The sequence below is a fragment of the Brachybacterium sp. EE-P12 genome, from assembly GCF_003711805.1.
Taxonomy (GTDB): Bacteria; Actinomycetota; Actinomycetes; order Actinomycetales; family Dermabacteraceae; genus Brachybacterium.
The window spans coordinates 354,689-379,249 of sequence record NZ_QXCP01000006.1 but is presented as its reverse complement, the minus strand read 5'-3'; the positions used below and the strand labels follow the sequence as shown (position 1 = coordinate 379,249).

The 24,561-nt window shown below is 73.6% G+C and carries 25 protein-coding genes; 13 read left to right on the top strand and 12 right to left on the bottom strand.

The window, feature by feature from the left end:
- Window positions 1-63 precede the first annotated feature (63 nt).
- Entirely contained in the window at window positions 64-2,286 is a 2,223-nt protein-coding gene (locus D1648_RS11215; protein ID WP_122941759.1) for an MMPL family transporter, read from the top strand.
- A gap of 44 nt (window positions 2,287-2,330) precedes the next feature.
- Here the strand turns inward: D1648_RS11215 and D1648_RS11210 are convergent, their stop codons facing one another.
- On the bottom strand, window positions 2,331-2,891 hold the full coding sequence (locus tag D1648_RS11210) for a MarR family winged helix-turn-helix transcriptional regulator (protein WP_122941889.1): 561 nt from the start codon (window positions 2,889-2,891) through the stop codon (window positions 2,331-2,333).
- 162 nt (window positions 2,892-3,053) lie between these two features.
- On the opposite strand from D1648_RS11210, the gene D1648_RS11205 reads away from it, so the two are divergent.
- Together D1648_RS11205 and D1648_RS11200 are read left to right on the top strand one after the other, a co-directional pair.
- The gene (locus tag D1648_RS11205) at window positions 3,054-3,425 is read left to right on the top strand and encodes a hypothetical protein (RefSeq protein WP_122941756.1); all 372 of its coding nucleotides are present in this window, start codon (window positions 3,054-3,056) and stop codon (window positions 3,423-3,425) included.
- Window positions 3,422-4,405, top strand: a complete 984-nt coding sequence (locus D1648_RS11200) for a CHAD domain-containing protein (RefSeq protein WP_122941754.1) — start codon at window positions 3,422-3,424, stop codon at window positions 4,403-4,405. The genes D1648_RS11205 and D1648_RS11200 overlap by 4 nt, the downstream gene beginning before the upstream one ends.
- On the opposite strand, the gene D1648_RS11195 is transcribed toward D1648_RS11200, so the two are convergent.
- Both D1648_RS11195 and D1648_RS11190 read right to left on the bottom strand, forming a co-directional pair.
- On the bottom strand, window positions 4,287-4,982 hold the full coding sequence (locus tag D1648_RS11195; protein ID WP_122941887.1) for a response regulator transcription factor: 696 nt from the start codon (window positions 4,980-4,982) through the stop codon (window positions 4,287-4,289). The genes D1648_RS11200 and D1648_RS11195 overlap by 119 nt on opposite strands.
- A gap of 55 nt (window positions 4,983-5,037) precedes the next feature.
- Window positions 5,038-6,210: a sensor histidine kinase gene (locus tag D1648_RS11190; protein WP_164518685.1), complete on the bottom strand. Its 1,173-nt coding sequence runs from the start codon at window positions 6,208-6,210 to the stop codon at window positions 5,038-5,040.
- Between the two features lie 223 nt (window positions 6,211-6,433).
- Between D1648_RS11190 and D1648_RS11185 the strand changes: the two genes are divergently transcribed.
- Window positions 6,434-7,156, top strand: a complete 723-nt coding sequence (locus tag D1648_RS11185; RefSeq protein ID WP_122941884.1) for a DedA family protein — start codon at window positions 6,434-6,436, stop codon at window positions 7,154-7,156.
- Here the strand turns inward: D1648_RS11185 and dnaG are convergent.
- The 3 genes from dnaG to dusB are packed head-to-tail and all read right to left on the bottom strand — an operon-like array spanning window position 7,095 to window position 11,643.
- Complete coding sequence (dnaG, locus tag D1648_RS11180; RefSeq protein WP_122941750.1) at window positions 7,095-9,080, bottom strand: DNA primase; 1,986 nt, start codon at window positions 9,078-9,080, stop codon at window positions 7,095-7,097. The two genes, D1648_RS11185 and dnaG, sit on opposite strands and share 62 nt — an antisense overlap.
- Window positions 9,081-9,084: 4 nt before the next feature.
- Complete coding sequence (locus D1648_RS11175) at window positions 9,085-10,407, bottom strand: deoxyguanosinetriphosphate triphosphohydrolase (protein ID WP_122941748.1); 1,323 nt, start codon at window positions 10,405-10,407, stop codon at window positions 9,085-9,087.
- 3 nt (window positions 10,408-10,410) lie between these two features.
- A complete protein-coding gene (gene dusB / locus D1648_RS11170; protein ID WP_122941746.1) occupies window positions 10,411-11,643 on the bottom strand; it encodes a tRNA dihydrouridine synthase DusB in 1,233 nt (410 codons plus the stop codon).
- A gap of 200 nt (window positions 11,644-11,843) precedes the next feature.
- Here dusB and D1648_RS11165 point away from each other — a divergent pair, with 200 nt between their 5' ends.
- Together D1648_RS11165 and D1648_RS11160 are read left to right on the top strand one after the other, a co-directional pair.
- Window positions 11,844-12,938: an LLM class flavin-dependent oxidoreductase gene (locus D1648_RS11165; protein ID WP_122941744.1), complete on the top strand. Its 1,095-nt coding sequence runs from the start codon at window positions 11,844-11,846 to the stop codon at window positions 12,936-12,938.
- A gap of 137 nt (window positions 12,939-13,075) precedes the next feature.
- On the top strand, window positions 13,076-13,498 hold the full coding sequence (locus D1648_RS11160) for a helix-turn-helix domain-containing protein (RefSeq protein ID WP_122941742.1): 423 nt from the start codon (window positions 13,076-13,078) through the stop codon (window positions 13,496-13,498).
- Here D1648_RS11160 and D1648_RS11155 read toward each other — a convergent pair.
- From D1648_RS11155 to D1648_RS11140, 4 genes are all read right to left on the bottom strand, one after another.
- Complete coding sequence (locus tag D1648_RS11155; protein ID WP_122941740.1) at window positions 13,476-14,078, bottom strand: ClpP family protease; 603 nt, start codon at window positions 14,076-14,078, stop codon at window positions 13,476-13,478. The two genes, D1648_RS11160 and D1648_RS11155, sit on opposite strands and share 23 nt — an antisense overlap.
- The gene (locus tag D1648_RS11150; protein ID WP_122941738.1) at window positions 14,075-14,740 is read right to left on the bottom strand and encodes a ClpP family protease; all 666 of its coding nucleotides are present in this window, start codon (window positions 14,738-14,740) and stop codon (window positions 14,075-14,077) included. Before D1648_RS11150 ends, D1648_RS11155 begins: the two co-directional genes overlap by 4 nt.
- Before the next feature lie 110 nt (window positions 14,741-14,850).
- Window positions 14,851-15,891 (bottom strand): DUF4037 domain-containing protein, encoded by a 1,041-nt coding sequence (locus D1648_RS11145; protein ID WP_122941736.1) that lies wholly within the window; start codon window positions 15,889-15,891, stop codon window positions 14,851-14,853.
- Window positions 15,892-16,070: 179 nt separating this feature from the next.
- The gene (locus D1648_RS11140; RefSeq protein ID WP_122941734.1) at window positions 16,071-17,462 is read right to left on the bottom strand and encodes a glycine--tRNA ligase; all 1,392 of its coding nucleotides are present in this window, start codon (window positions 17,460-17,462) and stop codon (window positions 16,071-16,073) included.
- Window positions 17,463-17,597: 135 nt separating this feature from the next.
- Here D1648_RS11140 and D1648_RS11135 point away from each other — a divergent pair, with 135 nt between their 5' ends.
- Genes D1648_RS11135 through D1648_RS11115 form a run of 5 tightly spaced genes read left to right on the top strand, consistent with a single transcriptional unit; the run spans window position 17,598 to window position 21,382 of the window.
- Window positions 17,598-18,596 (top strand): metal ABC transporter substrate-binding protein, encoded by a 999-nt coding sequence (locus D1648_RS11135; protein ID WP_122941732.1) that lies wholly within the window; start codon window positions 17,598-17,600, stop codon window positions 18,594-18,596.
- Window positions 18,593-19,357 (top strand): metal ABC transporter ATP-binding protein, encoded by a 765-nt coding sequence (locus D1648_RS11130; RefSeq protein WP_122941729.1) that lies wholly within the window; start codon window positions 18,593-18,595, stop codon window positions 19,355-19,357. Before D1648_RS11135 ends, D1648_RS11130 begins: the two co-directional genes overlap by 4 nt.
- Window positions 19,354-20,277 carry a metal ABC transporter permease gene (locus D1648_RS11125; RefSeq protein ID WP_122941727.1) on the top strand — a complete coding sequence of 308 codons (924 nt, stop codon included), beginning with the start codon at window positions 19,354-19,356 and terminating at the stop codon, window positions 20,275-20,277. Before D1648_RS11130 ends, D1648_RS11125 begins: the two co-directional genes overlap by 4 nt.
- Window positions 20,278-20,312: 35 nt before the next feature.
- Complete coding sequence (locus tag D1648_RS11120) at window positions 20,313-20,768, top strand: Fur family transcriptional regulator (protein WP_122941725.1); 456 nt, start codon at window positions 20,313-20,315, stop codon at window positions 20,766-20,768.
- Complete coding sequence (locus D1648_RS11115; protein WP_241155453.1) at window positions 20,768-21,382, top strand: DedA family protein; 615 nt, start codon at window positions 20,768-20,770, stop codon at window positions 21,380-21,382. Before D1648_RS11120 ends, D1648_RS11115 begins: the two co-directional genes overlap by 1 nt.
- Here D1648_RS11115 and D1648_RS11110 read toward each other — a convergent pair.
- Both D1648_RS11110 and recO read right to left on the bottom strand, forming a co-directional pair.
- Window positions 21,364-22,197: an isoprenyl transferase gene (locus tag D1648_RS11110; RefSeq protein ID WP_122941721.1), complete on the bottom strand. Its 834-nt coding sequence runs from the start codon at window positions 22,195-22,197 to the stop codon at window positions 21,364-21,366. The two genes, D1648_RS11115 and D1648_RS11110, sit on opposite strands and share 19 nt — an antisense overlap.
- A gap of 47 nt (window positions 22,198-22,244) precedes the next feature.
- The gene (gene recO, locus D1648_RS11105) at window positions 22,245-22,979 is read right to left on the bottom strand and encodes a DNA repair protein RecO (RefSeq protein WP_122941719.1); all 735 of its coding nucleotides are present in this window, start codon (window positions 22,977-22,979) and stop codon (window positions 22,245-22,247) included.
- A 195-nt stretch (window positions 22,980-23,174) separates the two neighbouring features.
- Here recO and D1648_RS11100 point away from each other — a divergent pair, with 195 nt between their 5' ends.
- Window positions 23,175-23,894: an EcsC family protein gene (locus tag D1648_RS11100; protein WP_122941717.1), complete on the top strand. Its 720-nt coding sequence runs from the start codon at window positions 23,175-23,177 to the stop codon at window positions 23,892-23,894.
- A gap of 31 nt (window positions 23,895-23,925) precedes the next feature.
- Window positions 23,926-24,528, top strand: coding sequence for an RNA 2',3'-cyclic phosphodiesterase (thpR, locus tag D1648_RS11095; RefSeq protein ID WP_122941715.1), 603 nt, complete (start codon window positions 23,926-23,928; stop codon window positions 24,526-24,528).
- Window positions 24,529-24,561 lie beyond the last annotated feature (33 nt).

Sequence of the window (24,561 nt, the reverse complement as noted above, 5' to 3'; positions counted from 1 at the left end):
ACATACATCGCCGCTCTAACGATCTGTGAGACAGTGCTAGCGTCGAGCTCGGACGGAGGGTCCATGGAATCCAGCACGCACGACGCCCGCCCCGACGGGCACACCCATCGTCGCCGACGTCGGCTCCCTCGCCTGCTGCGCCTCGTGCTGCCGCCGCTGCTGATCCTCGTCTGGCTCCTCGGCGCTGCCGTGGGCGGGCCCTACTTCGGACGGGTCGACGAGGTCTCCTCCAACGACGCGGCCGCCTATCTTCCCGATTCCGCGGAGGCGACCGAGGTCTCCCACCTGGCGCCGGAGTTCACGGGCTCGGACGCGATCCCCGCGATCATCGTGATCACCTCGCCCGAGCAGATCGACGAGGACACCACGGCGCAGATCACCGACGCCCTCGAGGACCTCTCCTCCCTGGAGGGGGTGGGCTCGGAGATCTCCCCCGCCCTGCCCTCGGAGGACGGCCTGGCCGTCCAGGCCTTCGTGCCCCTGGACCCGGACGCGGATCTCGGCGCGGTCACCGCCGACGTCGCCGACACCCTGGACGCGGACCTCCCCGACTCCCTCGACGCGCACGTCACCGGGCCCGCGGGGTTCTCCGCAGATCTCGGCGAGGCCTTCGCAGGGATCGACGGCCTGCTGCTCGGGGTCGCTCTCTCGGCGGTGTTCGTCATCCTCGTGCTCGTCCACCGCTCCCCGCTCCTGCCGCTGATCGTGCTCGCGACGGCGATGTCGGCCCTGTGCGTGGCGCTGCTGGCGATCTGGCACCTGGCGGACGCCGGGGTGCTGCTGCTGTCGGGGCAGACGCAGGGCATCCTGTTCATCCTCGTGATCGGCGCGGCGACCGACTACTCGCTGCTGTACGTCGCGCGATATCGCGACGAGCTGCGCTCCCATCGAGATCGCGCCGAGGCGACCCGCGCGGCGCTGCGCGGCACGATCGAGCCGGTCCTCGCCTCGGGCGGGACCGTGATCGCGGGACTGCTGTGCCTGCTGCTGTCGGACCTGCGCTCCAACAGTGCACTGGGCCCCGTCGCAGCGCTCGGGATCCTCAGCGCGATGCTCGCGGCGCTGACGCTGCTGCCCGCGGCGCTGCTGCTGTGCGGGCGCGTCGCGTTCTGGCCGCGCCGCCCCCTGCCGCACGACGAGGCGGGCACCGCACCGCAGAGCGAGGCCGACGAGGACACGGTCCTGGCCGCCCACGGGGCATGGGGTCGGGTCGCGGCCGCAGTGCGTCGCCGTCCGCGCCCGCTGTGGATCCTCACCGCCCTCGTGCTCGGCGCGGCATGCCTGGGCCTTCCCCAGCTGGAGGCCTCCGGCGTCGCGCAGTCCGATCTCGTGCTCGGCGAGTCCTCCGCCCGCGACGGACAGGTCGCCCTCGGCGAGCACTTCCCTGCGGGCGCCGGCTCGCCCGTGCAGGTGATCACCGACCAGGACGACCTCGACGCCGCGGCGGCGGTGCTCCTGGCCGACGACGACATCGACGCGGTCACCGTCAGCGCCGAGGACGCCCCCAGCGGCTCCGCAGCCGTCACGGAGGACGGCGTCCAGGCCGCCGGCCCGCCCGGGACCCCCGCCCCCGAGCCGACCGTGGTCGACGGCCAGGTGCTGCTCCAGGGCACGCTCGCCGACGCCCCGGACTCCGCGGCCGCCGAGCGGACGGTGCGCTCGCTGCGGGCGGAGCTCGCCGCGGACGGTTCCCAGGCGCTCGTCGGCGGGGTCACCGCGACCGCGATCGACACCAACGACGCCTCCGTGCACGACCGGAACCTCATCATCCCGGTGGTGCTGGCGGTGATCCTCGCGATCCTCATGGCGCTGCTGCGCGCCGTGCTCGCCCCTGTGCTGCTGATCGCGACGACCGTGCTCTCCTTCGGATCGGCGCTCGGGATCTCCGCGCTCGTCTTCGACCACGTGCTCGACTTCCCCGGCGCGGATCCCGCGGTGCCGCTGTACGGCTTCGTGTTCCTGGTCGCGCTCGGGATCGACTACAACATCTTCCTCATGACACGGGTGCGGGAGGAGACGCTGCGCCACGGCACCGCCGAGGGAGTGACCCGGGGCCTGGCCGTGACCGGCGGGGTGATCACCTCGGCAGGGCTCGTGCTCGCGGCCACCTTCGCGGCGCTCGGGGTGATCCCGATCCTGTTCCTCGCCCAGATCGCGTTCATCGTCGCGCTCGGAGTGCTGCTGGACACCTTCGTGGTGCGCACCCTGCTGGTCCCGGCACTCGTGCTCGACGTCGGCCGGTCGGTGTGGTGGCCCTCGCGGCTGTGGCGCCGCGGCGCGGACTGAGCGACGCGCGCCGACCGGGGCGGGCTGGGAGGCGCCCCGGCGGATCAGCTCTCGGGCGGCACCGGCGACGACGCGGTCGAGGGAGGCGAGGCCGGTGAGAGCGGGGCGGAGGAGCTGCTCTCGGTTTCCAGCACCTGCGCGATACCGCGCAGGAACGCGGCCGTCTCGCGCCGGGCGCTCTCGGGCACCAGCTCGGCGGTCTCCTGCATCCGCCGGTGCATCCCGGTGAGACGCTCGCGCACCTGGGCGTGCCCGTGCGCGGTGGCGAGGACCACGCTCGAGCGGCCGTCGTGCGGGTGAGGCGCGCGGCGGAGATGGCCCGAGGCGGTGAGGCGGTCCAGCAGCTTCGAGGTGGAGGCCCCGGAGATCCGCAGCAGCCGCGCGAGCGCCAGCGGGGTCAGCGGCTCCTCGCGCCGCTCGTGGGCGATCACGTGCCGCAGGGCGGCGAGATCGGTGGTGTTCATGGCCATCTCGGCGCTCATCCGTCGGCGCAGGGCGGTGTGGGCCGCCTGGTAGGCGCGCAGCGCGGAGAGCAGCTCGACCGCGGAGCCGTGCTCGGGATACCAGTAGCCCTCGTGGCCGTCGCCCGGCTCGGTCTCGTCCACGTGCACCGCCTCGTCCTCGTTCCTCGTCCCTGGAGCGTAACGCCCCGCCACCTCGCGAGCGTCCCGCGAGGTGCAGGAGCGACCGTCCGGGTGAAGGGCATGACCTTTCGCCCCTCCCGACGGATACTGGCAGGAGGATCCATCACCGAGGAGGAATCCATCATGGTCGCGCTGACCCCCATCATCACCCGTTCCATCGATGCGGCACGGGGCTCCGGCACCGGCTTCCACTCCGAGGGCGTCGTGCGGCGCGCCACCCTCCAGCAGACGATCCTGTCGCTGACAGAGGGGACCCAGCTCACCGAGCACGAGTCCGAGGTGCCCGCCTCGATCTACGTGCTGCACGGCGCGATCCGCGTCGAGGCGCCCGAGCCGTTCGTCATCCAGCAGGGAGAGCTGCACGAGCTGCCGGAGCTGCGCCGGAAGGTCGTGGCCGTCGAGGACACGGTGCTGCTGCTGTCCGCGGCGGTCGCCGAGGGGCTCGAGGGAGCCCTGCACGACTACGTCCTCGCCCCGGATCTCTCCGAGGAGTGAGCACCCGGCCGAGCCCGCCGGCGCCGGGTCCGCGGAGCACGCCGCGCTCCGGCGCCGAGGGCGGGGCGCCGGAGGACTACCTGCGCCTGCACGCCGCCCGCGCGCTCGAGGCGATGCGGCGACGCGGGGGCGACCTGCCCGTCGAGGTCGTCCACGACTCCCGCACCTCGCTGCGCAGGCTGAGGGCGACCGTGCGCACCCTCCCCGCCCTCGTCGCGGACCCCACCGCGGTCGACGCCGCGCTGCAGGAGGTGGCCCTCGTGCTCGGGGCGGTGCGGGACGTGGACGTGCTCTCCGAGCTGCTGCTCCCGGCCGCCGACGAGCTCACCCCTGATCCCGCCGCCGCACCGCTCCGCGCCCTCCTCGAGCACGAGCTCGCCGCACGCCGCGCCGCGGCGCTGGCAGCGCTCGCCCCGGCCGCGGAGGCTCCGCGCTGGCAGGAGGCGGCGACGCTGCTGCAGGACTGGTCGCGCACTCCCCCGTCCCTGCCGAGGCTCGACGTCGCCCAGGCCCTCGGCGAGGCCGAGGCGCTCACCCGTCGGCGTCTGCGGGCTGCGGGCGCGGATCCCGCCGCGCTGCATTCGGCGCGCAAGGCCGCCAAGCGGTGGCGGTACGCCGCGGAGCTCCTCGCCGCCGAGCCCGCCGCCGCTCACCACCGGGAGCGCGCGGAGGCGGTGCAGGAGGAGCTGGGCCTGATCCAGGACCTCGAGATCGCCCTCGGCCTGCTGGACGAGCTCGAGGCGGAGGGCGCGGGAGTCGGGGCGGCTCACGCCGCACCCGCCGCGGTCACCTCCGCGCCTGAAGCGCTGCGGGGCCTGGCCGTTCTCCGCGCGGCGCTCGCCGCCCGTCAGCGGGACCTGGTCAACGAGGTCGCCGCCCGGACGCATCGGCCGCTCCCGGAGCCCCCTCGAGGCCGTGTCGCGACTCGAGGAAGCGCAGCACCGCCAGCACACGGCGGCTGCCCTGCTCCTGACCGCTGAGATCGAGCTTGTCGAAGATCGCGCTGCCCGCCTTCTCGACCGTGCTCACGGACAGATGCAGCCGCTCGGCGATCCCCCGGTTCGAGAGCCCCTCGGCCATCACCTCGAGCACCTCGAGCTCGCGCGGGCTGAGACGCTCCACGGCCCGTCGCTGCTCGGGGCTGCGCAGCAGGGCGCGCACCACCGCCGGGTCGATGACGGTGCCGCCCTCGGCGACGCGCCGCACCGCGTCGAGGAAGCCGTCGATCTCGGTGATGCGGTCCTTGAGCAGGTAGCCGATGCCCGTCGTCTCCGCGCCCAGCAGCTCGGTCGCGTACTCGCGGGCGACGTGCTGGGAGAGCATCAGCACCCCCACCTCGGGCAGCTCGCGCTTGATGGCGAGGGCCGCCACCAGCCCCTCGTCGGTGTGGGTGGGCGGCATGCGCACGTCGACGATCGCGATCCGCGGGCGATGGCGACGGACCTCCTCGAGCAGCTGCTCTCCGTCGCCGACGGCGGCGAGGACAGTGTGCCCCTCGTCCTCCAGGAGGCTGCGCACGCCCTCGCGCAGCAGCACGGCGTCGTCGGCGAGGACGATCCCGTCACGCGGCTGCGCGGGCTCTCGGGCATCGGGTGCGTCGGGGGTGTTCGGCTCAGTCACTGGGGATCTCCGCGGTGATGGCGGTGGGACCGCCGGCGGGGCTGTCCACCTCGAGGGTACCGTCCAGCGCCGCGACCCGACGGGCCAGGCCCTGGAGCCCGCCGCCCTCCGGGTCCGCGCCGCCGATCCCGTCGTCGCGCACCACGAGGCGCACGCCGCGGCGGCCGTGCAGCGGCGCGGTGCGCACCTCGACCTCGACCTCGGAGGCCGCCGCATGCTTGACCACGTTGGTGACCGCCTCCCGGGCGACGAAGTAGGCGGCCGACTCCACCGCGGGCGGCAGCTCGTGGCCGATCGCCGTCTCCAGCCGCACAGGCAGCGGGCTCGTGGCGGCGATCCCGTCGAGGGCGGAGGCGAGGCCGTGCTCGTCCAGCGCGGTGGGGTACACCCGCCAGGCGACCTGGCGCACCTCCTCGATCAGCTCCTGGGACTGGGCGTGGGCCTGGGCGAGCAGCGCGGCGGCGCGCTCGGGATCCTGGCTGCGCCGGGCGCGGGCGAGCGTGACCGACAGGGAGACCACGTTCTGCTGCACGCCGTCGTGCAGGTCCCGTTCGATCCGTCGGCGCTCGTCGTCGATCGCGAGGACGACGCCGCGGCGGGTGACCAGCAGCTGGTGCAGGCGCGGCTCGAGGGCGTCCGCGCGCGCGACCGCCGTCCAGCGTCCCAGCACGGCGGCGAGCAGCCAGGCGACGCCCTCGGCGTACAGCGCTGTGACCAGCAGGCTCCCCGGCCCCAGCACCAGCATGACCAGCGGCGCCGGCCGGCTGAGCACCCACAGGTCGAAGCTCAGCGTGACGAAGGAGCCGGACAGGGACTGGGCGAGGCTGCCCAGCACCACGGCGATCGCGAGCATCAGCACCTCGAGCATGAGCCAGCCCGCGAGCGTCATCAGCAGCGCCCACAGCGGGATCCGCGCGCCGACGAGGACGTGGTCCTCGGGCTGCTCCGGCCGGAGCTGATAGGAGCGGCGCAGGCGCCGCATCTCCAGGTCGCGCACGCGATCCAGCAGGCCCTGCCGACGCAGCAGCGAGACCAGCCAGGCCAGCAGCAGCAGCGGGCCGAGCACCAGACCGCCCAGCGTGCCCAGCACCTGACGCACGGCCCGGCGCAGCAGGCGCAGGGGGCCGCGCGGCACGGCGGCGCCGGGGCGGGAGGGCAGCGACATCGGGTCTCCGGGATGATCGGGAGGGCGGCGGCGAGAGGCGGCCGGGCCTGAGGCGGCCGACGCTACCAAGCGCGGCGACGCCGCCCCAGGGGGTTTCCTGCAGGGTCCGGGCGCAGGTCCCCGCCGGGAACCGCACGGCCTGCAGGGCGGTGCCCGGCACCTGCCGGCGCCTAGCGTCGGAAGGGTTCGACCAGGTGTTCGCCCACTACCCCGGAGACGCAGCATGGACAGCATCCTCGCCCTCGCCGAGACGCTCATGGCCTCGCCCTGGCTGCTCCTGCTCGTGCTGGTCCTCGCCGTGGGCGACTCGCTGGTGCCGATGGTGCCGGCGGAGACGGTCGTGCTCACCGCGGGGACCTTCGCCGTCACCGGCAGCCCCTCCGCCGCGCTGCTGGTCGTGGCGGCGTGGGCGGGGGCACTGCTCGGGGACGTGCTCGCCCATCATGTCGGGCGTGGAGCCGGCCCGTGGGCACGTCGGCTGCGCGAGCGCCGGATCGCGGGAGCGGTGATCGGGAGGACGGAGGCGGCGCTGCGCACCCGCGGTGCCGTGATCATCCTCGGGGCCCGCTTCGTGCCCGGTGCGCGCACGGCCGTGAACCTCACCGCAGGTGCGACCGGCATGCCCCGCCGCACCTTCGTGCTGTTCTCCTCCCTGGCCTCGCTCACGTGGTCGCTGTACTACGTGGGCATCGGGATGCTGGGCGGGCTCGCCTTCGCGCAGAACCCGCTCCTGGGCGTCGCGCTCGGGATCGGCCTCGCCCTCGCGCTCGGCGGGGCCCTCGAGCTGGTGCGGAGGATCAGGGCCCGACGGGCCGCCGCGGCCGGGCCGCGGCGCGCTGCCCCTGCCAGGACCGGGTGTGCTTCCCCAGCCGGGACGAGCCGGGTCAGTCGCTCGGACCGCGCAGCGCGCGGCGCCTGCCCTGCACCTGCGCGAGGCGCGACATGATCTCCTGGTACCGCTCGGCATCGGAGGGGTCGGTACGCTGCAGGCGCTGCTTGAGCACCGAGTACTCGCGGGTGATCGACAGCTCGCTGAGCCGGTCCAGCAGCGAGACCCCGAGCCGGCCCAGCGCCTCCTCGCTGCGGGCCGGGAGGTCGAGGTTCGCGATCTCGACGATCAGCGGCCGCACCGTCTCCCCGGCGATCTCGAGGACCTGCTCGAGATAGCGGGCGGCGGGCAGCTCCCCTGCGACCGCGTCCAGGAGCGTGCCCGCGGCGAGCATCACATCCCACACGCCCTGGAGGGCGGGGACGTGGAAGGAGTCGTCGGGCAGGGCCGCCACCCGCTCGGCGTCCAGCAGCCTGGGCGCCTGCAGCATCACCGCGAGGGACTGGGTCTCCACGAGTCCCACCGGGTCGCGCGGGCTGACCACGTCGGCCAGGCGCGGCATGGGCACCGCCTGCTCGCCTCCGTCGGCGCCGTCGGCGCCGGGACCACCCGGCCGCTCCCCCGCTCGCTCCAGCGGCGTCTCCTCGGCCCGGTGCCCTCCCCGGCCCTCGGCGCGGGCGGCGTCGTGCACGGCGCGCAGCACGGTGCGCTCCTCCATGCCGAGCCAGCCGGCGAGGCGCCGCGCGTACTCGGGTCGCATCGCGCGGTCCCGGATCCGGGCCACGACCGGTGCGGCCATCCGCAGCGCGGTCACCTGCCCCTCGACGGTGTCGAGGTCGACCTGCGAGATCGCGGTGCGGATCGCGAACTCGAACAGCGGCCGACGGGTCTCGATCAGCTCCCGCACCGCCTCGTCCCCGCGCTGGATGCGCAGGTCGCAGGGATCCATCCCGCCCGGTTCGACGGCGACGTAGGTCTGGGCGACGAAGCGCTGGTCCTCCTCGAAGGCGCGCAGCGCTGCCTTCTGCCCGGCGGCGTCGCCGTCGAAGGTGAAGATCACCTCGCCGGCCAGGCCCTTCCCGTCGGTGTTCAGCCGCAGCCCGGCCGAGGGGTTCGAGTCCCCCATCACGCGGCGCACGATCTTCACGTGCTCGGCCCCGAACGCGGTGCCGCAGGAGGCCACGGCGGTGGTGACCCCTGCCAGGTGAGCGGCCATCACGTCGGTGTACCCCTCGACCACGACCACCCGGTGCTGGGAGGCGATCTCCTTGCGGGCGAGGTCCAGCCCGTACAGCACCGAGGACTTGTGGTAGATCGCGGTCTCGGGGGTGTTGAGGTACTTCGGGCCCTGGTCGGACTCGAGCAGCCGCCTGGCGCCGAAGCCGATGGTCTTGCCGGTGATGTCGCGGATCGGCCACACGAGCCGGCCGCGGAAGCGGTCGTAGACGCCGCGCTGCCCCTGGGAGACGAGACCGCTGGCGGTGAGCTCCTCCTCGGTGAAGCCGCGCCCGCGCAGCACCGAGGTCAGCGAGTCCCAGCCCTCGGGGGCGAAGCCCACGCCGAAGCGCTCGGCGGCGGCCTGGTCGAAGCCGCGCTCGGTGAGGAATCGCCGTCCCACCTCGGCGATCGGGGCGGAGAGCTGCTCGCGGTAGAACTCCTCCGCGATCGCGTGCGCGTCCATCAGACGGCGTCGGGTCCCGAAGTCGGGACGGTCCCCGCGACCGCCCTCGCTCTCCTCGTAGTGCAGCTGGACGCCGTAGCGCCCCGCGAGCAGCTCGACAGCCTCGACGAAGCTGAGGTGGTTGATCTTCTGGACGAAGGAGATCACGTCCCCGCCCTCGCCGCAGCCGAAGCAGTGCCAATGGCCGAGCTGAGGGCGGATGTTGAACGAGGGGGTCTTCTCGTCGTGGAAGGGGCACAGCCCCTTCATCGAGCCGATCCCGGCGGTGCGCAGGGTGACGTGCTCGGAGACCACCTCGTCCAGGCGGGAGCGCTCGCGCACGAGGTCCACGTCGGCGCGTCGGATCAGTCCCTGTGCCACCCGCTCAGAGCTCCGATCCGAGTCCGGGCAGGGGCATGTCCGCCGCGGTGACATGCGTGAGGGTGCGATCGAAGAGCACCTCGTGCAGGCGACGGGCGGTGACGTCGGTGTAGGAGGCGATCTGGTCCACGATCACGCGACGGCGCGCGTCGTCGTCGGCCGCCTGCTGCCACAGCTCGGCGAACAGGGGGCTGAGATGCTGGGTGCCGGTGTGCCACAGCCGGGAGTAGAGATCGCGGATGATCTCCTCCTGCGCCTCGTAGACGGGCTGCTGGGAGGCGGAGGACATCACGTACGCGGCCGCGAGCCCCTTGAGCACCGCGATCTCGAGATGGGTCTGCTCCGGCACGATGACGTCGCCGCCGTAGCGGGACAGCGGGGCGGTGTCGTGCTCGGCGCGGGTCGCGGTGATCGCGGCGTTCGTGAACCGGCCGATGAGCTGGCTGGCCATGTCCTTCAGCGCCGCGGCGGAGCGCATCGACCCGTCGAAGGCGGACAGCCACGAGGGCTCCGCCTCGAGGCGCGCGAGCGCCTCGTCCAGCGCGTCGATGCTCTCGTGGGGCATGTACCAGTCCTGGACCACGTAGAGCGCGGCCGCGCGCTCCATCGGCTCGCGCAGCCGGCCGAGATCGATGGTGCGCCCGGTGATCGCGTCCTCGATGTCGTGGACGGAATAGGCGATGTCGTCGGCGAGGTCCATGACCTGCGCCTCGAAGCACTTCCGTCCTGGCACGGAGCCCTCGCGAGCCCAGGCGTAGACCTCGTGGTCGTCGGCGTAGGTGCCGAACTTGGGCGAGGAGGGGTCGGGGCCCTCCCCGCGCGCCCACGGATACTTGATCGCCGCGTCCACGCAGGCGCGGGTCAGGTTCAGACCGTAGGGCCGCTGCTCGCCGATCACCTTGGGCTCGAGCCGGGTGAGCAGCCGCAGGGTCTGGGCGTTGCCCTCGAAGCCGCCGAAGTCGCGGGCGATGTCGTCGAGGACCTTCTCGCCGTTGTGGCCGAAGGGCGGATGGCCGAGGTCATGGGAGAGGCATGCGGCGTCCACGACCTCCGGATCGCAGCCGAGCTCGGCCCCGATGTCGCGTCCCACCTGCGCGACCTCGAGGGAATGGGTGAGGCGGGTGCGCACGAAGTCGTTCGCTCCCGCGCCGAGCACCTGGGTCTTCGCGCCGAGGCGGCGCAGGGCCGAGGAGTGCAGCACGCGGGCGCGGTCGCGCTGGAAGGGCGTGCGGGTCCTCGACTTCGGGGGCTCGGGGACCCAGCGCTCGAGGTCGTGGTCGGTGTACCCGGCCGGGGGCACGGCCGTGGCGGGGGTCTGCGTGGTCATCGCTCAGCCGCCCGAGATGTCGAGCTCGGCCTCGTGGAGGCGGGCGCGGTGCTCGTCGGACAGGGCGCGGGAGTCCATCCAGCCGGCGGGGACCGTGGCGTTGCGGGGATGACCGGTGCGGCCGCGGGGGCCTTCGACGTCGGTGCCCGGGTAGGGGGCGGAGAGGTCGAGCTCGGCGAGCTTCTCGTCGAGGTCGGCGAGGGACTCCATGGTCGCCAGCCGCCGGCGCATGTCGCCGCCGACGGGATAGCCCTTGAAGTACCAGGCGACATGCTTGCGCAGGTCCTTCACCCCGCGATCCTCGCTCTCGTAGAACTCGGTGAGCAGCTCCGCGTGGCGGCGCAGGATGCGGGCGACGTCCCCGAGGCCGGGGCGGACCCGCTCGGCGCTGCCGGAGAAGCCGGCCGCGAGATCCGCGAAGAGCCAGGGGCGGCCCTGACAGCCTCGGCCCACGACGACACCGTCCGCGCCGGTCTCGTCCATCATCCGCAGCGCATCCTCGGCGGACCACACGTCGCCGTTGCCCAGCACGGGGATGTCGGTGACGGTCTGCTTGAGGTCCGCGATCGAGGTCCAGTCGGCGGTGCCGGAGTACTGCTCCTTCACGGTCCGGCCGTGGAGGGTGATCGCGGCGGCGCCGACCTCCTGGGCGATGAGGCCCGCGTCGCGGTAGGTGAGGTGGTCGTCGTCCACGCCCTTGCGGGTCTTGACGGTCACGGGCACGTCCTCGGCCGCGTCGACCGCGGCGCGCAGGATGCGGGTGAACAGCTCGTCCTTCCAGGGCAGCACCCCGCCGCCGCCGCGGCGGGTGACCTTGGGGACGGGGCAGCCGAAGTTCAGGTCGATGTGGTCGGCGCCGTCACGCTCGAGGATCATCTCGATCGAGCGGGCCACGACCGCGGGGTCCACGCCGTACAGCTGCACGGAGCGGGGCCGTTCGCGGGAGTCCATGCGCAGCAGGCGCCAGGACTCGGCATGGTCCTCGATGAGCGCGCGGGTGGTGACCATCTCCGTGGGGAACAGCCCGCCGTCGTCCAGGCTGTGCAGCGCCCCGAACTCGCGGCAGAGCACGCGGAAGGCCATGTTGGTCACTCCCGCCATGGGGGCGAGCATCACCGGGGTGTCGACGGTGAGGTTCCCGATCGTGAGGGGTCGCCGAGCCCGCTCCGGGCCGGGGGCCGACGAGGGGCCGGCGGGGGCTGGAGCGGTGGGCGGGGTCTCGATCAGAAGCGTCATCGTCCCTGGATTGTCCCATCCTGGGCGGACGTTCGGGAGGCCCTGGGAGGTGATGTGCATCGAGCCGCGGTGGGGAGGACCGCTCCGGGTCCTCGGTCCCCTTCCGGGCGAGCCCGGGCGAGGGAGAATGGGGCATCGGCACCACTCCCCGGCGCCGGATGCCGCCGATCGCCGAGGACATCACCCGAAGGAGGCGCGGCATGATGACATCCCCCGCTGACCGATCCCCTTCAGATCCCTCGGGCGCGACCCGCGCGGCCGACGCGACCGCCGCCGGGCTCGCCGCCCCGCGCATCGCCGTCGTCGCCCAGGTGGACCACGGCGATCTGGACGCAGGGTCCTCGCTGTTCCGCGCCGCCGAGGCGCTCGGCTACGACGCGGGCTATGTGCGAGTGCGGCACCTGCAGCAGGCCCTGTCCTCGCCTCTGCTGTTCCTCGCCGCTCTCGCCCAGCGCACCGAGCGCATCGAGCTCGGCACCGCAGTGATCCCGCTGCGCTTCGAGAACGCCGGCCGGCTCGCGGAGGACCTGGCCACCGCGCATCTGCTGACCGGCGGGCGGCTGCGTGCCGGCCTCGGCCCCGGTTACTCGGCGCACGACGCGATGTACGCCCGTGCCTTCGGGACCCAGCACGGCGACCACCGCGACCACGTGGACCGGATCCTGCACGACCTGCTCTCCTTCGTCGACGGGGAGATCGTCGCAGGCGCCGATGCGCATGTCGAGGAGGTCGAGCCGGGGGCACCGCTGCGCCTGCAGCCGCAGGCACCGGGGCTGCGCGAGCGCCTCGCCTATGGGGCGGCGAGCCCCGAGCGCGCCGCGATGGCGGGTCGACTGGGCCTGGGCCTGCAGCTGGCGACCATGGCTCCGGACGACGGCTCCGGGCGGTCCTTCGAGCAGCTCCAGCTCGAGGCGCTGCGCGCCTATCGCGAGGCCTCTCGCGCCTCCGGGAACGGCGAGGGCCGGGTCATGGTCAGCCGGCAGATGCTGCCCGTCCGGGACGAGGCCGAGCTCGAGCGATACACGACCCTGATCCCGCGCGAGCGCTCCGCCGAGCCCGGGGTGCTCGCCGAGCATCGCCGCACCGAGCTCGGCGGTCGCAGCGCGGTCTACGGGAAGGTGGTGCTCGACGAGCCGGTCGCCGTCGCGCAGGCGCTGCTGGCGGACCCGGTGGTGCTCGAGGCCGACGAGATCGCGCTCGTGCTCCCCGCCGGCTCCCCGCTCGAGGACAGCACCCGGATCCTCGACACCTTCGCCCGGCACGTCCTGCCGCATCTGCTGGTCGCCCTGCCCTGAGCTCGCCGTCCCTCCGAGGTGAGCCTTCCCGCCGGGGTGCGTTCTCTCCTGCCGGTGCGAGCCGTCCCGCAGCAGGGCGCTTCCGCCCAGAGCGGAGCCCCTGACGCGCCGCCCGCGGTGACCGTAGTCTCCTCGACATGGACTCTCACCTCGAGCCGCTGCTGCGGGAGCTGATGGGGGCGGAGCTGCGGGCCGAGAGGCACCGGCAGCGCCGCACCCTCGCCGAGGTCGCGGCCGCGGCCGGGGTGTCCATGCAGCATCTCTCCGATGTCGAGCGGGGACGCAAGGACCCCTCCTCGGAGCTGCTCGCCGCGATCCTCGGCGCCCTCGGTATCGAGGTCCCGCTGCTCCTGCTCCGCGCGGCCGACGCCTCCCTGCTGCACGCCGAGGACCGCAGCGGCACCGCGCGGCAGGCCGGCGCGGCCGTGCTCGACCTGCGCTCCTCGCCCGACGGCTCGCACGGCGCCGCGGCCGGGGCGCGCGGCCCCGGTGCTGTGCAGCTCCGGGGCGCACCCTCGCCGCCCGGGGCGCCGGGCGTCACCCTGCTCGCGGCCGCCTGAGCAGCACCTCGTCGGCCAGGCCGTAGTCGACGGCTGCGGACGCATCCAGCACGCGCTCGCGCTCGAGGTCCCGCCGCACCTTCTCCCGCTGCTGCCCGGAGTGCTCGGCCAGGAGCGTCTCGAGATCGCCGCGCAGCCGCTGCACCTCCTCGGTCGCCAGGATCAGATCGGGCACCGCCCCGCGGCCCTGCGCCTCGAGCGGATGGAGCACCACCCGGGTGTGCGGCAGCACCCAGCGCATCCCCGGGGTCCCCGCGGCCAGCAGCAGCACGGGCGCGGCGATGACCTGGCCGATGCAGGTCACCGCCACGCGGCTGCGCACATAGGCGAGGGTGTCGTAGATGGCGAGCACCGCCTGCACGTCCCCGCCCGAGGAGTTGAGGTACAGATGGATCGGGGCGTCGGCGGAGTCGTTCTCCAGGTGCAGGATCTGGGCGATCACGGTGTTCGCGACGCCGTCGTCGACCGGGGTGCCGAGGTAGACGATGCGGTCGCTGAGCAGACGGGAGAAGACGTCCGCGCTGCGCTCGGCCCCGGTGTGGGTGCGCTCGATGACCGACGGGATGGTGTAGCTGCTCATCGCCCGCCGCCGATCCCCGCGGTGCGGCCCCGGGAGCCGGTCGATCCGAGCGGCAGGATCTCGCCGAGGTCGCGGGCGACGTGGTCGGCGAAGCCGTAGGCGACCGCGCCCTCGGCGTCCCAGATCCGGTCCCGCTCGGAGTCCCGGGCGATCGTCTCCTCGCTCTGCCCGGTGCGCTCGGCGGTCAGGCGGATCAGCAGGTCGCGGTTGCGGCGCAGGTCCTCGGCCTGCAGCTCGATGTCGGCGGCGCTGCCGCCGAAGCCGGCCGAGCCCTGGTGCATGAGCACCTGGGAGCGGGGCAGCACGTATCGCTTCCCGGGCGTGCCCTGGGTGAGGAGGTACTGCCCGGCGCTGTAGGCCATGCCCAGCGCCACCGTGCGCACGTCGCAGGGGACGAGGTCCATCAGGTCGCCGATGGCGAGCATCGCGGGCACCAGTCCGCCGGGGGAGCTGATCAGCAGGGTGATGTCGGCGGCGGGGTCCTCGGCGGCGAGCAGGAGCAGCTGTGCGGCCAGCGCCGCGCCGCCCACCTGCTCGAGCTCGCGATCCAGCAGCAGCACGCGCTGGTGGAGGAGTCTGGTGGCGGTCAGGCTGCCGAGGGGCTCCGGGGCGGGGCTCTCGGCGTCCTGGAGTCGGGGCGGAGGGAGGGTGTCAGTGGTCATGGCCCCAGACTGCGTCGCCGCCGGGCCCGGCGATCCCCTTCTCCGCCCCGTGCTGATCAACCCGGGACGGATCAGCGCAGAGCAGAGGATCAGAAGGGCAGGGGGCTGGCTCAGCCGCCGACGAGCCGTCGGCGCAGCGCGGGGTCGACCAGCACGCTCACGTGGTCGCTGATCTGCTCCGCGGTGCCGATCCCGGGCCGCAACGCTCGCACGTCCGGGTTGACGATCTCCTGCGCGAGCAGCTCCGGGAGCCCTCGGAGCCCCACGTGGGGGCGGTCGAAGAAGGCCTCGGTGGCGGGGTCGAGGGTGGGCAGTCCCACCCGGCCCTGGGTCGCGGCGACGTGCTCGATCGCCGCGGCGAGGGTCTGCTGCCGGGTGCGCCAGTCGGGCGCGCCGAGCACCTCGAGCACGGCCGTGCGCAAGGCGTCCCCGCCCGGGAGCGCGGCGGCGGAGCGGGCGAGCCACTTCCCGTACGGCGCCCACCGGCGATGCAGCAGATGGGCGAGATGCAGCAGGGTGCGCACATGGCGCGCGGCGATCACGGCGGAGCCGTCCTCGTCGCCGCGCAGCCCGGCGCGTCCCACGTCCGGCAGCTCCTGGCCGATGCGGGTCCAGTCCGCGCCGATCGCGTACCGGCGCACGTCCTCCGGGTACTGCGCGAGCCGCGTGCGGATCGCGGTGAGCACGCCCGGGCCGTCGTGGAGGACCGCCCCGGCCGTCACCTCGAGCGCCGCCTGTCCGGTCAGCTGGAGCCAGTCCTCGAGCTCGAGGGGCTCGGCGCCGACGAGCCGCTGCGGCACGATCCCGACCCGGGAGGCGGCGAAGTCCCCGGCGGAGGCGACCTCGACCCGCTGGCGGACCACCGGGTCCCAGGTGGTCGCGAAGCGCGTGGGGAGCCCGCGCCAGGTGGCCGGCAGCTCCCGCTCGAGTAGCGCGTCGACCTCCGCGGCCGCGCCGCCCTCGACCAGCAGCGTGAGCCGTAGCCCCCAGTCGTGGTCGCGCGACTGCTCGTCGTCGAATCCGAGCACGTCCGACCCGGAGCCCAGTCGCGCCGCGGCGTGCGGGAGCCCGGGCAGCCCGCGCTCCAGCAGCGGTGCGACGACCTGCTCGTGATAGGCGGCGGACAGCTCGAGGCCGGCGATGCGGGTCATGGGCTGCACTCTGCCACGCGCGGAGTCGCCACGTCGCCGCCCCGCCCCGCCGTGTCACGGGCCGGCCCATGGCGGCACGAGGTGGCGATATCGCCACCTCGTGCCGCCATAGGCCCGTCGGCCCCGTCGGCCCCGTCGGCCCCGTCGGCCCCGTCGGCCCCGTCGGCCGTGGGTCGTGCTCAGGCGCCGATCAGGCGCGCGGCGAGATAGGTCTCGACCTGGTCCAGGGCCACGCGCTCCTGCTGCATCGTGTCGCGCTCGCGGATCGTCACGGCCTGGTCCTCGATCGTGTCGAAGTCGACGGTGACGCAGAACGGGGTGCCGATCTCGTCCTGGCGGCGGTAGCGGCGGCCGATCGCCTGGGTGACGTCGACCTCGACGTTCCAGTGCTTGCGCAGCCGGTCCGCGAGCTCGTTGGCGCGGGGCACGAGGTCCTCGCTCTTGGACAGCGGCAGCACCGCGACCTTGATCGGCGCGAGGCGCGGGTCGAGCTTCAGGACGGTGCGCTTGTCGACCCCGCCCTTGGCGTTCGGGGCCTCGTCCTCGGTGTAGGCGTCCACGAGGAAGGCCATCATCGAGCGGGTCAGGCCGAAGCTCGGCTCGATCACGTAGGGCGTGTAGCGCTCGTTCGCGGCCTGGTCGAAGTACTGCATCTTCGTGCCGGAGGCGTCGGTGTGGCTGGAGAGGTCGAAGTCGGTGCGGTTGGCGATGCCCATGAGCTCGCCCCACTCGCTGCCCTGGAAGCCGAAGCGGTACTCGAAGTCGATCGTCGCGGCGCTGTAGTGGGCGCGCTCGTCCTCGGGCACGTCGAAGCGGCGCAGGTTCTCCTCGGCGATGCCGAGGTCGAGGAACCAGCTCCAGCAGGCCTCGACCCAGTGCTCGAAGTGCTCCTGCGCCTCAGCCGGCGGGGTGAAGTACTCGATCTCCATCTGCTCGAACTCGCGCGTGCGGAAGATGAAGTTGCCGGGCGTGATCTCGTTGCGGAACGCCTTGCCGACCTGGCCGATGCCGAAGGGCGGCTTCTGCCGGGTGGCGGTGACGACGTTGAGGAAGTTCACGAAGATGCCCTGCGCCGTCTCGGGGCGCAGGAAGTGCAGCCCGGATTCGGAGTCCACTGGGCCGAGGTAGGTCTTCACCAGGCCGGAGAACTGCTGGGGCTCGGTGAACTCGCCGCGGGTGCCGCAGTTGGGGCAGGCGACCTCGGCGAGGCCGCCCTCGGGGGCGCGGCCCTTCTTCGTCTCGAAGGCCTCGATCAGGTGGTCCTCGCGGAAGCGGTTGTGGCAGCTGCGGCACTCCACGAGCGGGTCGGTGAAGGTCGCGACGTGACCGGAGGCCTCCCACACCCGCTTGGGGAGGATGATCGAGGAGTCCAGGCCCACCATGTCGCCCCGGGACTGGACGAAGGCGCGCCACCACTGCCGCTTGATGTTCTCCTTGAGCTCCACGCCGAGGGGGCCGTAGTCCCAGGCGGAGCGGGAGCCTCCGTAGATCTCACCGGCCTGGAACACGAAGCCGCGCTTCTTGGCGAGAGCGATGACGTTGTCCAGCGTGCTGGTGGGGGCCTTGGCCACGGGGAGACTCCTGGTGACGGTGCGGTCGGAACCGCTCCAGCATAGTCATCGACGAGGTGTGAGCGTCCCCACGCGCAGGGCCGACGCGCCCCGCTCGACTTGCGCGCCGCCCCGACGCTCGTGAGAATGATTGTCATGACGCTTGCTCCCATGCTCCGCCGCCGCACGCTGCTCTCCGCCCTCGGACTCGGCGCAGGGGCCGCGCTGCTGTCCGCCTGCGGCCGGGAGGACGAGGCCGACGGGGACGGCCTGACCGTGGTGACCTCGGCCTATGCGCTGAGCTTCCTGGTCACGCGGATCGGCGGCGAGCACGTCGCCCTGACCGACCTGACCACGCCCGGCGCCGACGCCCACGGTCTCGAGCTCTCCGTGAAGCAGACCCTCCTCATCGAGCAGGCGGACCTCGTGCTGCAGATCCCGGGCTTCCAGACCGCCCTCGACGACGCGATCGCCTCCCAGGAGGGCGACAACGTGCTCGATGTCTCCTCGGTGATCACTCTGCTGCCCGCGGACGCGGGCAGCGTCGAGGAGGGCCACGCCGGGGAGAGCGAGGCCGAGCACGCCGAGCACGCGGACGAGGGCGCCGAGGAGGAGGGGCACGAGGGCCACGACCACGGCCCGAACGACCCGCACTTCTGGCAGGACCCCGTGCGCATGGCGGACCTCGGCGACGCGGTCGCCGAGCGCCTGGCCGAGCTCTCCCCCGAGAACGCAGAGGAGTTCACCGCCGCCGCGGCGGCGGTGCGCGAGGAGCTCGGGGACCTCGACGCCGAGCTGACCGCGGCCTTCGAGGAGGTCACCGAGGAGCGACGCACCTTCATCACCAGCCACGCTGCCTACACCTATCTCGCCGAGCGGTATCACCTGCACCAGGTCGGGATCTCCGGCATCGACCCCGAGACCGAGCCCTCCCCGCAGCGCCTCCTCGCGCTCGAGGACGTCGTGCGCGAGGAGGACGTCACCACGATCTTCTTCGAGGCGACCGCCTCGCCGAAGGTCGCCCAGACCCTCGCCGAGAACCTCGGGATCGACAGCGCCGAGCTCGACAACCTAGAGACCCAGCAGTCCCCGGACGCCGATTACCCTGCCGTCATGAGAAGCAACTGCACCGCCCTCACGGAGAGCTGGGCGTGAGCGAGCAGGCCGCACCGGTCGTCGAGGTCCACGGTGCGAACGTCGCCCGCGGAGCGCAGCGCGTGCTGCACGGCGTCGATCTGCGCATCGACGCCGGCGAGCTCGTCGCTCTCCTGGGCGCCAACGGCTCGGGCAAGTCCACGCTGCTGCGCGCCGTCGTGGGGGTGCTGCCCCTCGAGAGCGGCACCGCCCGCCTGCTGGGCCGCCCGGTCTCCCAGGGCCTCGCCCATGACGGGCTGGGCTACGTCCCGCAGGAGTCCGCCGACACCGGATCCATCCCGGCGACCGCGCGGGAGACCGTGGCCAGCGGCCTGCTCACCGCACGCCGCTGGTGGCCGAGCGTCCGCGATCCCCGGATCGATGCCGCGCTCGAGGCCGTCGGCATGGCCGACCTCGCCGGCCGGCCCACCACCCGCATGTCCGGAGGACAGCGCCGTCGGGTGATGATCGCCCGGGCCCTCGTGCGTGATCCCGAGCTGCTCGTGCTCGACGAGCCCTTCTCCGGGGTGGACACGCCCACCCAGGAGCTCATCGCCGCCCTCTTCCGCGACCTCTCCGCGCGCGGCACCACCCTGCTCGTGGTCCTGCACGAGACCGGTCCGCTCACCGACGACATCAGCCGCGCCGTCGTGCTCGACCACGGACGGGTGGTCCACGACGGCCCCGTGAGCGAGCGGCCGCGGCTGGACCCCGGGCACGGCCATCCGGAGGATGCCGCCCCGCTGGACGAATGCCTGGGACAGGAGATCCACCCCGCATGATCTCGACGTTGGACATCCTCACCTCCGAGCTGCTGCGCTATCCGCTCATCATCGCGGTGCTCATCGGGCTGACCGCCCCCGTCGTCGGCACCTATCTGGTGCAGAAGCGGCTCTCCCTGCTCGGCGACGGGCTCGGGCACGTCGCGCTGACGGGTGTGGCCGTCGGCTGGCTCGTCGGCGCCTGGCTCGCGGCCACCCCCGCTGACCTGCTCGCGATCCCGGGGGCACTGGCCGCCTCCGTGATCGGGGCGGTGATGATCGAGTACGTGCGCGAGATCAGCCATACCAGCCGTGATGTGGCGCTGGCGATCCTGTTCTACGGCGGCATCGCCGGCGGCGTCGTGATCATCCAGCTCGCCGGCGGCACCTCCCAGAACCTCATGGGCTATCTCTTCGGGTCCCTGTCGACCGTGACGCGCCTGGACATGGTGATCGCCCTGGTCCTGGCCGTGGTGGTGCTCGCGATCGGGGTGGGGCTGTCAGGGCTTCTGTCCGCGGTCACGGCCGACGACGAGTTCGCCCGCGCGTCCGGGCTGCCGGTGCGGACGGTGAATGTGCTGATCGCCGTGATGGCGGCGCTGACGGTGACGCTGTCGATGCGGATCGTGGGCGCGCTGATGGTCTCCGCGCTGATGATCGTGCCGGTCGCCGCCGCCCAGCACCTCGTGGTCGGCTTCGCCCGCACGATGCGCACCGCCATGGTCATCGCGGTGCTGTGCGCCGTGGGCGGCCTGCTGGTCACCGTGTACGTGGACCTGCCGCCCGGCGGCGTGATCGTGCTGCTGACGATCGGGGTGTACGTGCTGGGACTGCTCACCCGCTCGCTGCGCTCGGCGCGCCGTCGCGCCCCGGTGGGCGGCCCCGGGCCGAGCACCCCGGGCGCCGCGCCCGTGCCGCTGCGTGGTTCCTCCCACCAGTGATGGAGGTCCCGCCGCGGGTGGGAGACAATGTGGCCATGCAAAGGAACACCCGCCAGCGCGCCGCGATCCTCGAGACGCTCTCCCGGCAGGCGGACTTCCGCAGCGCCCAGCAGATCCATGAGCAGATGCGCGCCGACGGGGAGACCGTGGGCCTGGCGACCGTGTACCGGAACCTGCAGGCGCTCTCCCGTGCCGGTCGGCTGGACGTGCTCGTGGCCGGGGACGGCGAGTCCCTGTACAGGCAGTGCGAGGACACCGGCCACCACCATCATCTGGTGTGCCGGGAGTGCGGCCGGACCGTCGAGTTCCTCGCCCCGCGGCTGGAGGCGTCGATGACCGCGATCGCCCGCGAGCACGGCTTCACCGAGCTGGACCACACCCTGGAGGTCTTCGGGCTGTGCGAGGAGCATTCCCGCACCGCCGTGGAGGACGCCGAGGACGAGGAGGACGGCATCGAGGACGCCGACGCGGAGGAGGTGACGGGCCGGTGATGGACTGGGTCCAGGGCCTGCCGCTGCTGCCCGCGATCGGCTTCCTGTACGTCGTGATCTGGGCGCGCGCGGGCGGCACCTATCTGCTCGGCCGCGGGGCCCGTCGCGCGGCGAACCGGGGACGGGTCAAGACGCTGCTCGAGTCCCCGGGCGTGCAGCGGGCGACCGTGCTCGTGAACCGCTGGGGCGCGGGGGTGGTGGCGCTGAGCTTCCTCACCGTCGGCTTCCAGACCGCGGCGAACGCGGCGGCGGGCCTGACCGGGATGCCCGCGAAGCGCTACCTGCCCGCGCTCGCCGTCGGCGGCCTCGCCTGGGCCGTCATCTACGCGACCGTGGGGCTCGTGGCCGTGGCGGGATGGCTCGAGCTGTTCCTGGTCTCCCCCGCCGGCGCCGTCGCCGTGCTGGCCCTGCTGGTCCTCCTCGTCGCCCTCGTGCTGCGCCACCGTCGCCGCACCGGGGTGCGCGAGACGGTGGTCGACGCCCTCGCCGAGAGCGCCGCCGAGCCGGCGGCGCAGACCGCGTCGGCCGACGGCACCGCGAGGGCCGACGAGACCGTGACGGCCGACGAGGCGTCCGCCGGGTGCGATCGGGCGGCTCAGACCCCCGCGGACTGACCCTCCGTGCTCTCGGCCGCCGCCGCGGCGGGAGCATCCACCGCTCCCCCGTACCGCCGGTCGCGGCGCGCGTACTCGGTGACCGCCCGCCACAGCACGAGCCGGTCCACGTCCGGCCACAGCTCGGGCACGAACACGAGCTCCGCGTAGGCCGCCTGCCACAGCAGGAAGTTCGAGGTGCGCTGCTCGCCGCTGGTGCGCAGGAACAGGTCCACCTCGGGCATGTGCGGGTCGATCAGATGGCGTTGGATGGTCCGCTCGCTGATGCCGGAGCCCTTGAGCCGGCCCGCCCGCGCCTCCTCGGCGATCTCCCGCACGGCGTCGACGAGTTCGGCACGCCCGCCGTAGTTCACGCACATGTACAGCGTCATGCGGGTGTTCTCGCGAGTACGCTCTTCTGCCTCTTTGAGCTCCCGGATCACCGAGCCCCACAGACGCTGCTCCCGTCCGATCCACACGATCCGCACGCCCCAGGAGTCGAGGGTGTCGCGCTGGCGGCGCAGCACGGAGCGGGAGAAGCCCATGAGGAAGCGCACCTCGTCCGGGGAGCGCTTCCAGTTCTCGGTCGAGAAGGCGTAGGCGCTCAGGTGCGTCACCCCGATCTGGAGCGCGCCGGCGACCACGTCCAGCAGCGCCGCCTCCCCCGCCTCGTGACCGGCCGTGCGGGGCAGGCCCTGCCGGTTGGCCCAGCGGCCGTTGCCGTCCATGACCACGGCGACGTGCCGCGGGATCGTGGGGGTCGGCAGCTGCGGGGGCTGTGCGCCGCTGGGGTGGGCGAACGGCTCCTGGTACCCGTGACGGGGTGCACCGGGCATGGGGTCCTCCTGGATCGTGCGGGCCGCGGGCGGCCCCGGGATGGTGCTCAGCGTTCGACGTAGTGCAGGGAGCGGACCGAGCGCTCGAGGTGCCAGGTCACCGTGTCGGAGATGAGCCGGCCGGCCTCGTGCTGGACGGTCTCCTCCGCATCGGTGACATTCTCCCAGTCCCCGGCGAGCAGGAAGATCATGTGCTCGATCGTGGACTGGCGCACGGCGATCGCGCCGGGACGACGGCAGGGCGTGCACACCAGTCCGCCGGCGCGCACGTCGAAGGCGTGATGCGGACCCTCCGCCCCGCAGGAGGCGCAGACCCGCAGCTCGGGCGCCCAGCCGGAGACGGCGAGGGTGCGCAGCAGGAAGGAGTCCAGCACGGGCGGCGGCGCGATGCGCCCCTCGGCCAGGGCGCGCAGCGCGCCGACCAGCATGAGGAAGCCGCGCTGGGAGGGGTCGACCATCTCGTCGGTGAGCCGGTCGGTCGTCTCGAGCATCGCGCTGGCGGCGGTGAAGCGCGAGTAGTCCGCCGTGATGCCGATGGCGAAGGCCTCGATCGTGACGACCTGGGTGACGGTGTGGAGGTTGCGCCCGGCGTGCAGCTGGACGTCCACGAGCGTGAACGGCTCGAGCCGGGCGCCGAAGCGGCTGCCGGTGCGGCGCACGCCCTTGGCGACCGCGCGCACCTTCCCGTGGCGGCGGGTGAGCAGGGTGATGATGCGGTCGGCCTCGCCCAGCGGGTGGGTGCGCAGGACGATCGCGTCGTCACGGTAGAGCTTGCTGGACATGGTGCTCCGAGAGTACGCCGCGGGCCCGACGGGTCGGCGGAGGCGGGCGCCGACGTCGACGGGACCTCGCTCACCCCTGCTCCGCGTCCCACCGGTCGGTCCGCCTGGGTGCCGCAGCGGGGCCGGCGCGGCATGATGGGCGCGTCGCGCCCGCAGCGGCGGCGCGGCATCGACGACGATGACGAGGGAGGCCCGATGGGGATCTTCGGGATGCTGCGCCGCGACGATGCGGCCCGGACGACGGCACGCCAGGCGATGAAGGAGGCGCGCACCGAGAAGATCGGTGCGGAGCCCACGGGCGCCGTGCAGCGCATGATCGACACCGTCCGCGACATCGGCCTGGACGGGAAGCTCACCTACTCCTCGGCCGCGCAGGTCGCGCGGAAGGCCCAGCGCGGCCGGGCCCGCAAGCACCCCGAGCGCGCGGTGCGGCGCATCATCCGCTCGCACCGCCGGGGCGTGATGGCGGCCGGCCTCCTCACGGGCCTGGGCGGCGTGGTGACCCTGCCGGTGCTCCTGCCGACCAACGTGATGGAGTTCTACATCCAGTCCACCCGCATGGTCGGCGCGATCGCCGTGGTGCGCGGCTACGACCTCGATGACCAGGAGGTCCGTGTGCGGGTGCTCGCGGCGCTGCTCGGCGAGGAGTCCGGGGACGTGCTGAGCTCCCTCGGACTGGGGCCGGTGGCCGGCGCGGCCGTCCGGGGCGTGGCCGGGCGCCTGCCCGACTCCCCGCACTCCGCGATCGTCCAGGCCGTCGGCGGGCGGCTCATCCGTCGCTTCGGGCTGCGCTCGGCGCGGCTGTTCGGCAAGGCGATCCCGGGCCTCGGCGGCGTGCTCGGCGCGCTCTCGGACCGCAGGCAGCTGCGCCGCATCGCCGAGGCCGCGACCACGGGCTTCCCGCCCGTCGGCTGACGCGGCGGGACCGGCCACGGCAGGCGGAGCGATGCGGGTCTTCGCGGCGCTGCGACCCCCGCCCGAGGTGCTCGGCTCCCTCGAGGCGGCGCTCGAGGACGTGCGGGCGAGCTCCGGCCTCTCGCTGCGGTGGACGGATCCCGCGCAGTGGCATCTCACTCTCGCCTTCCGCGCGGACCTGCCGGAGGGGTCGGTGGAGGAGACGCTCGGCCGGCTCGCGGAGCTGGCGGCCGCTCATGCTCCGCTGCGTCTCGAGCTGGCCGGGGCCGGGGTGTTCGCCCATCGCACGCTCTGGGCGGGGGTGGGCGGGCAGACGCAGGCGCTCGCGGCGCTGATGGCGGAGCCGCTGCTGGGCGAGGACGCCGTGGAGGCCCGGACCCGGCGTCGCGCCCATCTCACCCTCGCGCGGGTCTCGGCACGGGCCCCGCGACCGCCTCGCCGGCGCCGGCGCGGGCAGGAACCGCCGCCGGACCCCACGCGGCTCGTGCTCGAGGCCGCGGTGCATACGCTGTCGGTGTACCGCAGCCCGGTCTGGGTGGCCCGGGAGGTGGAGCTGGTGGCCTCGCAGCTCGGTCAGGGACGCTCGGGCGGGCCGCTGCACGAGGTGCTCGGCGTGGTCCCGCTGGGCGGCTAGCGGCACCGGCGCGGACCCGCCTCGGCTGTGCGC